The organism is Citrobacter sp. Cb028, from assembly GCF_030336705.1.
In the GTDB taxonomy this organism is placed as follows: Bacteria; Pseudomonadota; Gammaproteobacteria; order Enterobacterales; family Enterobacteriaceae; genus Citrobacter; species Citrobacter braakii.
Map to the genome: position 1 here is coordinate 1,141,810 of NZ_JAOWCZ010000034.1, position 11,450 is coordinate 1,153,259.

An 11,450-nucleotide genomic window follows, 5' to 3' on the forward strand; every position below is an offset into this window, starting at 1 on the left:
CAGGATAAAACAATGAAATTCAGTGAACTGTGGTTACGCGAATGGGTAAACCCGGCGATTGATAGCGATGCGTTGTCAAACCAAATCACGATGGCGGGTCTGGAAGTTGACGGTGTGGATCCTGTTTCTGGCGCGTTCAACGGCGTTGTAGTGGGTGAAGTGGTTGAGTGCGCTCAGCATCCTAACGCTGACAAACTGCGCGTCACCAAGGTGAATGTCGGCGGCGACCGCCTGCTGGATATCGTCTGCGGTGCGCCAAACTGCCGTCAAGGTTTGAAAGTGGCTGTAGCAACCGTTGGTGCCGTTCTGCCGGGCGATTTCAAAATCAAAGCCGCGAAACTGCGCGGTGAGCCGTCTGAAGGCATGCTGTGCTCGTTCTCCGAGCTGGGTATTTCCGACGATCACAACGGTATTATCGAACTGCCTGTCGATGCACCAATTGGTACCGATATCCGTGAATACCTGAAACTTGACGATAATACTATCGAAATCAGCGTCACTCCGAACCGCGCCGACTGCTTAGGCATTATCGGTGTGGCACGTGATGTAGCTGTATTGAACAAAGCCCCTCTGGTTGAGCCGGAAATAGCGCCAGTAGCCGCAACCATTAACGACGTCCTGCCGATTCAGGTCGACGCGGTGGAAGCCTGTCCACGCTATTTGGGCCGCGTGGTGAAAGGCATTAACGTTAAAGCGCCAACCCCGCTGTGGATGAAAGAAAAACTGCGTCGTTGCGGCATCCGCTCGATCGATGCCGTGGTTGACGTGACTAACTATGTGCTGCTCGAATTGGGCCAGCCGATGCACGCATTCGACAAAGACCGCATTGAAGGCGGGATTGTTGTCCGCATGGCAAAAGAAGGTGAAACCCTGGTATTGCTGGACGGCAGTGAAGCGAAGCTGAATGCGGATACGCTGGTGATTGCGGACCATAACAAAGCGCTGGCAATGGGCGGCATCTTTGGTGGCGAGCACTCCGGTGTGAATGATGAAACGCAAAACGTCCTGCTGGAATGCGCGTTCTTCAGCCCGCTGTCTATTACCGGTCGCGCACGTCGTCACGGTCTGCACACCGATGCCTCTCACCGCTATGAGCGTGGTGTCGATCCGGCGCTGCAACATAAAGCCATGGAACGTGCTACGCGCTTGCTGATTGATATCTGCGGCGGCGAAGCGGGTCCAATCATTGACGTGACGAACGAAGCCTCGCTGCCAAAACGCGCAACCATTACGCTTCGCCGTAGCAAACTGGATCGTCTGATCGGACACCATATTGCAGATGAGCAGGTGAGCGATATTCTGCGCCGTCTGGGTTGTGATGTCACGGAAGGGCAAGATGAGTGGAAAGCGGTAGCGCCGAGCTGGCGTTTCGATATGGAGATCGAAGAAGACCTGGTCGAAGAAGTCGCCCGTGTATACGGTTATGACAATATCCCGAATACGCCAATTCAGGCGGGTCTTATCATGGGTACGCATCGTGAAGCGGATTTGTCGCTGAAACGCGTAAAAACCATGCTGAATGACAAAGGCTACCAGGAAGTTATTACCTACAGCTTTGTCGACCCGAAAGTCCAGGCGCTGCTGCACCCGGGTGAAGAAGCGCTGCTGCTGCCAAGCCCAATCTCGATTGATATGTCGGCAATGCGTTTATCCCTGTGGACCGGCTTGCTGTCTACGGTAGTGTACAACCAGAATCGTCAGCAAAACCGCGTGCGTATTTTCGAAACGGGTTTACGTTTCGTACCGGACACGCAGGCTAATCTCGGGATCCGTCAGGATCTGATGCTGGCGGGCGCGATCTGCGGTAACCGTCATGATGAACACTGGAATCTGGCAAAAGAGACCGTTGATTTCTATGATCTGAAAGGCGATCTGGAAGCGGTTCTCGACCTGACCGGCAAGCTGGCGGATATTCAATTCAAAGCTGAAGCGAATCCAGCACTGCATCCGGGGCAGTCTGCGGCGATTTATCTGAAAGGTGAACGCATTGGTTTCATTGGGGTTGTTCATCCTGAACTGGAACGTAAACTGGATCTGAACGGTCGCACTCTGGTGTTTGAACTGGAGTGGAACAAGCTCGCAGACCGCGTGGTGCCTCAGGCGCGTGAAGTTTCTCGCTTCCCGGCGAACCGTCGCGACATCGCGGTCGTTGTGGCAGAAAACGTTCCCGCTGCGGATATTTTATCCGAATGTAAGAAAGTTGGCGTAAATCAGGTAGTTGGCGTAAACTTGTTTGACGTGTACCGCGGTAAGGGTGTTGCGGAGGGTTATAAGAGCCTCGCTATCAGCCTGATCCTTCAGGATACCAGCCGTACACTTGAAGAAGAGGAGATTGCCGCTACCGTCGCCAAATGTGTAGAGGCATTAAAAGAGCGATTCCAGGCATCATTGAGGGATTGAACCTATGGCGCTTACAAAAGCTGAAATGTCAGAATATCTGTTTGATAAGCTTGGGCTTAGCAAGCGGGATGCCAAAGAACTGGTCGAGCTGTTTTTCGAAGAGATCCGTCGTGCTCTGGAAAATGGTGAGCAGGTAAAACTCTCTGGTTTTGGTAACTTCGATCTGCGTGATAAGAATCAACGTCCGGGCCGTAATCCGAAAACGGGCGAAGATATTCCCATTACAGCACGGCGCGTGGTGACCTTCAGACCCGGACAGAAGTTAAAAAGCCGGGTTGAAAACGCAACGCCGAAAGAAGAGTAATCTGAACTAACTAAAAAGGCCGCGAATGCGGCCTTTTTTATTAGTGGGCCAGAAGGAAAAACAGCCCGGTCAGTGCTGCGCTCAGCAGGTTAGACAACGTGCCCGCCAGGATCACTTTAAGCCCCATTTTAGCAATGAAACTTTTTTTCCCCGGCACAATCCCCCCCAGTACGCCAATCAATGCGGCAGGAGAGGACAAATTGGCAAACCCAGCCAGCGCCATGATCGTTATTATCTGCGAATATTCCGACAGTTGGTCTTTCATTGGAATAAAGCTGGTATACGCGACGAACTCATTCAACACCAATTTTTGACCTAACAGGCTGCCAATTTGCAAGACTTCGTTAGCGGGAATGCCCAACAGCCAGGCAACCGGAGCAAAGAGGTAACTAAAGATAAATTGTAGCGTGACGTTACCATAGCCGAAAAAGCTACAAAACCAGCCCAACAAGCCGTTCACCATAGCAATTAATGCAATCAGTGCCAGAAGCATTGCCCCCACGTTAGCGGCGAGCTTCAGCCCGATAGTCGCGCCATTTGTAGCCGCTTCAACGATGTTGATAGGCTTTTCATCTTGACCAAGCATATCGCCTGACACGTCGGCAGTGTTTTCGGGTTCCGTTTCTGGAAACAGCATTTTCGCCATTAACAGACCGCCTGGCGCTGACATAAAAGAGGCGGCTACCAGATAGCGAATTTCGATCCCCATACTGGCATAGCCAACCAGCACTGAGCCTGCGATAGAGGCCACACCACCTGTCATGAGTGCAAACAGTTCTGAGCGCGTCATGCGTGGCGCATAAGGCTTCATCAGGACGAAGACGTCAGTATTGCCCGCAAAAATATTGGCCGTTGCAGCCATGGATTCTGCCGGGCTGGTGCGTAGCAGTTTATGGATACCCGTACCGATGAGACGGATAATCCACTGCATGATGCCCAGGTAGTACAGCACGGAGAACAATGCTGACATAAAAATGATAATCGGCAGAACATGCACGGCAAATACAAACCCCATTTTGAACTGTCCGAGATTCCCGAAGAGAAAGTTAATCCCTTCCGACGAATAGTTCAGCATGCCTGACAGACTGTTTGATATGGCGAGTAAGATTTTTTCCCCTAAGGGGACATACAGGATAAATGCAGCAAAAAGAGCCTGGATTGCAAAGGCGCCGCCAACGGTGCGAAACCGGATAGCTTTGCGATTTTCTGAACATAGCCAGGCAACGAGTAACAGGACAACAATGCCAAGTATGACGATGAGTATCTGCATGGTTTATCCCTCATCGGCATCAATGATGCTACGGAAAAGATCTTTAAAGAGAGCATCCCGCTCAATAAATTTTGCGACCTGAATGACGTGACGGCGGTTATCAAAACTCCAGCTCAGATTGTCATTGATCAAAGGGGATGTACGGTATTCACAGGTGAACCAGTCAGGATTCAGGACATAGCCAACCGTAGTGATATCCCAAATGACTTTGCGGGATGCAAAACCAATCCAGGGGCATCGCGGGGCAATTTCAGCAAAGTAGCTACCAATGCGGCTGGTCTCTGCAAAATAGTGCTGCATCTCTGGGACCGATGAGGCCATAGTGTTAGCCACGCCAAAGCAGGGGATTTGGGTGAGCGCTACGCCGCTATCAAAAAGTACCCGACTCGCCGCAATGTCCTGCATCAGGTTGAATTCATGATTATCTTTCCAGGCATAACTGTTACCCCCAAGCCAGATGACATGAATCTTTGTGACGATGTCCGGCGCGAGGAGCAGTGCGTTAGCGATATTGGTCGGCGCGGCGATTGAGAGTACATGTAATGTTTGCTCAGCCGTTCTTGCCCGGTTAATCAAATCCTGTACTGATGCTGACATCTCCGGCTGGTTGCTATCTTTCAGATAGCGTGTTGAACCCTGGAATATTTGCGGTATGTTTTCGCGGCGGGGGAGTTTGTTAAATACGCGATAGATCTCATCGACGCTCAGTTGCATGCCTACTGCGGGATCGTCAACATATGTGTGCGAGCCCTCTTTACCAAAATAGTGGTTGGTAAACGGAGCGGCGTAAACAGCTTGCAGATCGAGGCGCTCCGGGTGCAAGAATGCCCAGGCAATGGCCATCTGATCGTCAATTTCATTGTAGGTATCGCTGTCAATAACGATAGGCACTTTGCCATACTTAGGTGGCGTAATTAAGGTAATACGCTGCGCTGAAGTTAATTCAGGCCAGTGGATACTTAACATCGTTAATGTTCCTTAAGTTAGAAGTCGTAGGCCAGTCGATAAATGAGAATATCGCCATATCCATCCGCACCAAGTTTGTTATAAAAGTACCGATACATTAATGTGGTGGATATATGAGGCATGATTTTCCAGGTAATATTCAGGCCGCCGTTTAAACCATTGCTACCATGATTGTTAGCGGTATAGTCATCATTACGGTCAAGTTCTATTTCATTCCAATTGGACAGTAAGAAGTCCTGGTTGAGAAGATTGAAAGCATAACCAGCGTTCCATCCAATTGAGAAACCATTGAGTCCATTAATATCATAAGCTGGGCCAAAATTACTGTGCGCGGTAATATACTGACGAGCAATCCAGGGTTTAAACCACCATCCATCGCCTTTCAGGTCGGTATAGCCAAGCCCAATAAATTGATTCGTCTCTTTAAAATTGGGACTTTGCGAATTATAGACTTTTGTAAATAAGCTGGCACCTGTTTTCCAGAGGTAGGTATGGATTTCACCATTCGCAGTCTGCCCCTGATTTCCCTCGTCATCTAGAATATTTTCAAAATCATAAAAACCGTACATTTCACCCCAATCAAAACCAATACCTCCCTCAATACCAATTAAGGCTTGTTCATATTCGAGGTCTTTAACACCGGCATCCCAGGATTGATAGTCAAAATGTATATTTCCCCAACCGTATTGTTGTTCAGCTAATGAGGAAAAAGCTACGCACGATAATAAAGCCCCGAAGGCGATTTTTTTCATTTTATATCCCTATTTTTGTGGTGGGTTAATATCAGTATTTAGTACAAGCTAATCGTTTTAATACGAGTTCATGGGATGGCATATTGGCTGCGCCTTCACGCTCTACGGCCAGTGCTGCAAATACACAGGCGTAATGAATTGCGTTGGCAATATTTTCTCCACAGGCAAGTCGTGCAGCGAGTGCACCATTAAATGCATCACCGGCGCCGGATGTATCAATATTAACGGCGGGATATGCCGGGAACTGTTGGTGAGTAGAACCATCAAATAACCAGCACCCATCTTTGCCTAACGTAATTAGAATATATTGTGGTCCCATTTGGTGCATGGTTTCGGCGGCCTGACGAATATCGTCTGGCGTACGAATAGCCTTGCCAATTATCGCCTCTGCTTCTGTGAGGTTTGGGGTCAGGATGTGTGTCCAGCGGAGAAGATCTGTCACTTCCTTGCGCCATGGTGCTGGATTCAGGATTGTCATCACCCCGGCGGCATGTGCGAACTTAATAGCTTGAGCTGTAGCATCAGGATTGTTTTCCATCTGCGTCAAAAAAACATTGGCGGTGCCAATCTCGTCATAACAGGATATAATTTCTTCACTCGTTATTTCCTGATTAGCCCCTGGATTAATAACGATTACATTATCGCCAGCTTCTTCGGATATCATCACTACGGCACTGCCGGTTGGTGCATCATTTTTGGTAAAGATGGTTAGTTTTTCTAATCCTACGCCATTTAAAAAATGCTGGGCTTTGGTTGAAAACTCATCTTCACCTAATTTGACTGTAAAATAAGTGCGAGCATTGGCTTGTGCGGATGCTATCGCCTGGTTGCTGCCTTTCCCTCCGGGTAAACAACAGGAAAAAAGCGCGCGCGTGGTTTCTCCTGAAATAGGAAAGCGGTGAAGCCGATATACTAAGTCGGTATTAAATGAACCCAGAATGTAAACTTTCCCATTGTTTTCGTTCATTGATATTTCTCGTTCGATCTTTGATTGGTTAATGATGATGTTTTGGTGCAAATAAAGAGAGTTGTTCTCATATAATGGGAATGCATTGTCGTGATTATATACAGCACCTCCATAGCATGAGCGGACATGTCCTGTTTTTACGAGGTCATTGATGTCGCGGCGGAGTGTTCTTTCCGTAACATCAAGTACCTTAACAAGAGATGATATTTTTACACTTCCTTGTTTTTTGAGTAGTGTTAAAATATAGCGAAGACGCTGTTTTTTGTAACGACAGGGCATCTAATCCTCACTTTTCATGAATGTGATGAGAGGTCCATGTAATAAGTTTATTTTGTCTATACGTTAATTTCTTTGGTGAATGAATTTATTTGTTGAATAAATAATTAAAGATCTGATTACCACTAAGTACACCGATGATACCAAATACACCAGGCCAGGCAGCAGGGGCTGGAATGGGGAGTTTTATTAATGTAAATATGAAACCAATAATTGCACCGGCAATAAGCGAAAGAATTATATCCATAAGATAATTCCTGAGGGTGTTATGATGATATGAAGACTACACAATATATTTACGTATTGATGAGAAGACAATCACACAAAACTTCTGCAACCGGACATCTTGTCCGGTTGTGGTTATTTATTTAATCTCAGGAACGATATTAATAATGACAGCTACTACCTGGTATTGCTGCCAGCATTGCATTATGCAAAAGACTAAGGTTCATGCTGTTTTGGGCCATTGCCTCATTTGCGGTAGAGCTTCCTTCCATGTTTTTTGCTTTCATCGTAAAATTAATGAGATAACCCATAAAAAAAGTATAAACATGCAACCTTTTGCACAATTACAACGTCGGCGAGACCGATACTGGTTAGGCACTTTATCGCTGTTGCTATTGGTCATGCTCGTGATTAGCTTATGCGCAGGAGAACAGTGGATCGCCCCCGGCGACTGGTTCAGCGCCCGCGGCGATCTGTTCGTCTGGCAAATCCGATTTCCCCGTACCCTCGCCGTTTTGCTGGTAGGCGCTGCGTTGGCCTTATCTGGCGCAGTGATGCAAGCTCTCTTTGAAAACCCGCTCGCAGAGCCTGGATTACTGGGCGTGTCTAATGGTGCGGGGGTCGGGCTCATCGCGGCGGTGCTGCTGGGGCAGGGGCAGCTCCCCGGCTGGGCGCTGGGTTTATGCGCCATCGCTGGGGCGCTGATTATCACGCTTATTCTGCTCCGTTTTGCCCGCCGTCATTTGTCTACCAGCCGTCTGCTGTTGGCGGGGGTGGCGCTGGGGATTATCTGTAGCGCGCTAATGACATGGGCCATCTACTTCTCCACTTCTTTTGATTTGCGACAGCTAATGTACTGGATGATGGGGGGCTTTGGCGGCGTTGACTGGCATCAGGCCTGGCTCATGGTGGCGTTGATTCCGGTGCTGGTGTGGATCTGCTGTCAGTCGCAGCCGATGAATATGCTGGCGCTGGGGGAGACTTCTGCACGTCAGTTGGGATTGCCGTTATGGTTCTGGCGCAACCTGCTGGTGGTCGCCACGGGCTGGATGGTTGGCGTAAGCGTGGCTCTGGCGGGAGCGATTGGCTTTATTGGGCTTGTGATCCCACATATTCTGCGGCTGTGCGGCTTAACCGATCATCGCGTGTTACTGCCGGGCTGCGCGTTGGCTGGCGCTATCGTGTTACTGTTGGCTGATGTTGTCGCGCGTCTGGTGCTGGCCTCGGCTGAGCTGCCAATTGGCGTGGTGACGGCCACCATGGGCGCACCGGTATTTATCTGGCTATTGTTAAAAGCCGCGCGCTAGAACGCGTTGATTCGGTCTATGATTAAAAACTGAAAATCCACCTGTTGTTCTGGAGATGCTATGCAAAACACTATCCTCGATACAGACGTGACGACCATTGACGGCAAGGTGACCTCACTGCAGCCGTATGCCGGAAATGTGCTGTTAATCGTCAACGTTGCTTCAAAATGTGGGCTAACGCCGCAATATGAGCAACTGGAGAATCTGCAGAAAGCCTGGCATCAGCAGGGCTTTACCGTTCTTGGGTTCCCCTGCAACCAGTTTCTGGGCCAGGAGCCGGGCAGTGAAGAGGAAATAAAAACGTACTGCAGTACCACCTGGGGCGTTACCTTCCCGATGTTCAGCAAAATTGAGGTCAACGGCGAGGGACGCCATCCGCTGTATCAGAAACTGATTGATGCCGCGCCAACCGCCGTTGCGCCTGCGGATAGTGGATTCTATGAGCGTATGGCGAGTAAAGGTCGGGCGCCGCTCTACCCGGACGATATTCTGTGGAATTTCGAGAAGTTTTTAGTGGGTCGGGATGGTCAGGTACTGCAACGATTTTCACCCGATATGACGCCTGAGGATCCTGTTCTGGTGCAATCCATCAAGACGGCGCTGGCAAACTAATGTCTCGATTGATGCAGCTACAGGACGTAGCAGAATCGACCCGACTTGGCCCGCTTTCTGGTGAGATAAAAGCAGGGGAGATCCTGCATTTAGTGGGGCCTAACGGCGCAGGAAAGAGCACGCTGTTGGCGCGAATGGCGGGGCTGACGACCGGCAAGGGCAGCATCACCTTTGGTGATGTGTCATTGGATGAATGGCCGGCAGCAAAGCTGGCGCAATATCGTGCTTATCTTGCGCAACAGCAAAACCCACCGTTTGCGATGCCGGTCTGGCATTTTCTGACGCTGCATCAACCCGATAAAGCACGCACCGATCTGTTACAGGAAGTCGCCGATGCGCTTGGGCTTGGGGATAAGCTGGGACGCAGCGTGAATCAGCTCTCCGGCGGTGAGTGGCAGCGCGTGCGCCTGGCTGCGGTTATCCTGCAGATTTGCCCACAAGCGAATCCATTCGGCCAGCTTTTGCTGCTGGATGAGCCGATGAACAGCCTGGACGTGGCGCAACAAAATGCGCTGGACCGGATGCTGGGTCAGCTGTGTTTGCAGGGCATCGCGATTGTAATGAGCAGCCATGACCTTAATCATACCTTACGTCATGCGCACAAGGCCTGGCTCCTCAAACGCGGGAAGCTGCTTGCCAGTGGTGCTCGTGATACGGTACTAACGCCGGCCAATCTGTCTGCGGCTTATGGCGTGAACTTCCGTCGTTTGGATATTGAAGGCCACAGAATGCTCATATCAACCACTTAAGTTAAATGGGTTCTTGAAAATCATATAATTTCCACGCTAAATTGACATAAAAATATAATTCAGAGGATTCGTCCTGAATGCGCTTTTGGCTTCTTTTCATCACAGCATTGTTTTTGGCGGGCTGCAGCAGCCATCGTGCTCCTGCGCCAAATGCCCGCTTGTCGGATTCTATCGCCGTTATCGCCGGGCTTAATGACCAGCTACAAACCTGGCATGGCACACCCTATCGTTATGGCGGCATGAGCCGTAGCGGAGTGGATTGTTCTGGATTTGTATTGATGACAATGCGCGATAAATTCGATCTGCAACTCCCGCGTGATACGCGCACGCAATCAAAGATTGGTACCGAAATTGATAAAGATGATTTGCTGCCCGGCGATCTGGTGTTCTTTAAAACCGGTTCTGGGGAAAGCGGTCTGCATGTCGGAATTTACGACACCAATAATCAATTTATTCATGCCTCAACCAGCCGTGGTGTGATGCGCTCGTCACTGGACAACGTTTACTGGCGCAAAAACTTTTGGCAGGCGCGACGTATTTAATCCTCATCAGTCACGAGGCTGCCTACGGCTGAGCAGCCTCGACATTTCCATTTGTTAGTAACTTCTTATTTCTGCCGCCAGCCGGACAATACCCCTGAACATTAAGAGCGTATCTTGCTAAAAATATGATTTATTCCGAGATATTAAAAAGTGCAAAGCTGGATATTCGCTTATAATCAGGATAAGCTAAAAAAAAGGGATTCGATTTACTGGCTATAAAGGGAAAAATGAAAGGGCCTCTACTTGCATCAGCAATAACGTATTTCTCCATCCTTTGCTACAGGATGCCGGATAACACCTATGCAGAGGGGCTGGCACGATGATTGTTTCAATGGATACTCTTTACCATTCAGAGTTCTCTTTTCTCCCTGCGAGAAACGAAAAAGGCGATCTTGAATACGTAGATATCATTACCAGTTTTGCCAGTGCGCAGGGGGATGTGCGTATACCCACCGAGCTGGTCCTACCTCGGATGTCGGACGAAGAGCAATGTCGCTTATTTACCGAAAAGCTTGAATTAATCGAAACGTGCCAACATTTTTTTATTCAACGAAAGGTTTCTGCCTGGATTAATTTAACGCCGGCAATTGCTAATACTTTATTATCAGATACTAAATTTGCTTCACAAGTTGAACGATTGTCATTTCTGGAACTGGCTATTAATGAAAACTATCCAGAGTTAAATAATGGAAAAGCGAATCCAACGCTGGCAGCACTGGCGGCGCGATTTCCATTAGTACTGACAAACTATGGTGCTGGTGGCATATCAAATCGGGCAATTTTTGATGGGCTGTTCAAACGCGTCGTGCTCGATAAAAACTTTGTTCAACAAAGGATTACACATATTTCGTTTGAGCCCTTTATGCGGGCTATCCTGGCACAGCTATTTCCCAGCAGTGAGTCAATTATCATTAGCGGTATTGATACACCCGAGATGTTAGCGCGCGTACTGCCTCTGGGATTCAGCGCCATGCAGGGCGCGCTGTGGCCTGCTGTGCCCCCCGCGCAGATAATTTCGCTCGCGAAGATATAACCCTTATATTTGCTGGTGTTTAACAGGCTTTTAACAGTCTACACTAG

12 protein-coding genes are annotated in these 11,450 nt (G+C 49.0%); 7 read left to right on the top strand and 5 right to left on the bottom strand.

From position 1 onward, the window contains the following. Positions 1–12: 12 nt before the first annotated feature. Both pheT and ihfA read left to right on the top strand, forming a co-directional pair. A complete protein-coding gene (pheT, locus tag OGV75_RS15140) occupies positions 13–2,400 on the top strand; it encodes a phenylalanine--tRNA ligase subunit beta (RefSeq protein WP_065554668.1) in 2,388 nt (795 codons plus the stop codon). A 4-nt stretch (positions 2,401–2,404) separates the two neighbouring features. After that, positions 2,405–2,704, top strand: a complete 300-nt coding sequence (gene ihfA, locus OGV75_RS15145; RefSeq protein ID WP_003030571.1) for an integration host factor subunit alpha — start codon at positions 2,405–2,407, stop codon at positions 2,702–2,704. 40 nt (positions 2,705–2,744) lie between these two features. On the opposite strand, the gene OGV75_RS15150 is transcribed toward ihfA, so the two are convergent. From OGV75_RS15150 to OGV75_RS15170, 5 genes are all read right to left on the bottom strand, one after another. After that, on the bottom strand, positions 2,745–3,974 hold the full coding sequence (locus OGV75_RS15150) for a NupC/NupG family nucleoside CNT transporter (RefSeq protein WP_016152867.1): 1,230 nt from the start codon (positions 3,972–3,974) through the stop codon (positions 2,745–2,747). A gap of 3 nt (positions 3,975–3,977) precedes the next feature. After that, entirely contained in the window at positions 3,978–4,940 is a 963-nt protein-coding gene (locus OGV75_RS15155; protein WP_286480849.1) for a nucleoside hydrolase, read from the bottom strand. Between the two features lie 17 nt (positions 4,941–4,957). Next, positions 4,958–5,692 (bottom strand): outer membrane protein OmpK, encoded by a 735-nt coding sequence (locus OGV75_RS15160; protein WP_016152869.1) that lies wholly within the window; start codon positions 5,690–5,692, stop codon positions 4,958–4,960. Between the two features lie 31 nt (positions 5,693–5,723). Next, positions 5,724–6,938: a PfkB family carbohydrate kinase gene (locus tag OGV75_RS15165; protein WP_046275865.1), complete on the bottom strand. Its 1,215-nt coding sequence runs from the start codon at positions 6,936–6,938 to the stop codon at positions 5,724–5,726. An 85-nt stretch (positions 6,939–7,023) separates the two neighbouring features. Then, positions 7,024–7,182: a DUF1427 family protein gene (locus tag OGV75_RS15170; RefSeq protein WP_016152871.1), complete on the bottom strand. Its 159-nt coding sequence runs from the start codon at positions 7,180–7,182 to the stop codon at positions 7,024–7,026. A gap of 304 nt (positions 7,183–7,486) precedes the next feature. Here OGV75_RS15170 and btuC point away from each other — a divergent pair, with 304 nt between their 5' ends. From btuC to OGV75_RS15195, 5 genes are all read left to right on the top strand, one after another. Then, positions 7,487–8,467 (top strand): vitamin B12 ABC transporter permease BtuC, encoded by a 981-nt coding sequence (gene btuC / locus OGV75_RS15175; protein ID WP_032931198.1) that lies wholly within the window; start codon positions 7,487–7,489, stop codon positions 8,465–8,467. Between the two features lie 60 nt (positions 8,468–8,527). Continuing rightward, entirely contained in the window at positions 8,528–9,079 is a 552-nt protein-coding gene (locus tag OGV75_RS15180) for a glutathione peroxidase (RefSeq protein WP_016152873.1), read from the top strand. Further along, entirely contained in the window at positions 9,079–9,828 is a 750-nt protein-coding gene (btuD, locus tag OGV75_RS15185) for a vitamin B12 ABC transporter ATP-binding protein BtuD (RefSeq protein ID WP_016152874.1), read from the top strand. The genes OGV75_RS15180 and btuD overlap by 1 nt, the downstream gene beginning before the upstream one ends. Before the next feature lie 77 nt (positions 9,829–9,905). Then, positions 9,906–10,370: an NlpC/P60 family protein gene (locus OGV75_RS15190; protein ID WP_003832591.1), complete on the top strand. Its 465-nt coding sequence runs from the start codon at positions 9,906–9,908 to the stop codon at positions 10,368–10,370. Positions 10,371–10,689: 319 nt separating this feature from the next. Further along, positions 10,690–11,403, top strand: coding sequence for an EAL domain-containing protein (locus OGV75_RS15195; protein WP_016152875.1), 714 nt, complete (start codon positions 10,690–10,692; stop codon positions 11,401–11,403). Positions 11,404–11,450: the final 47 nt, after the last annotated feature.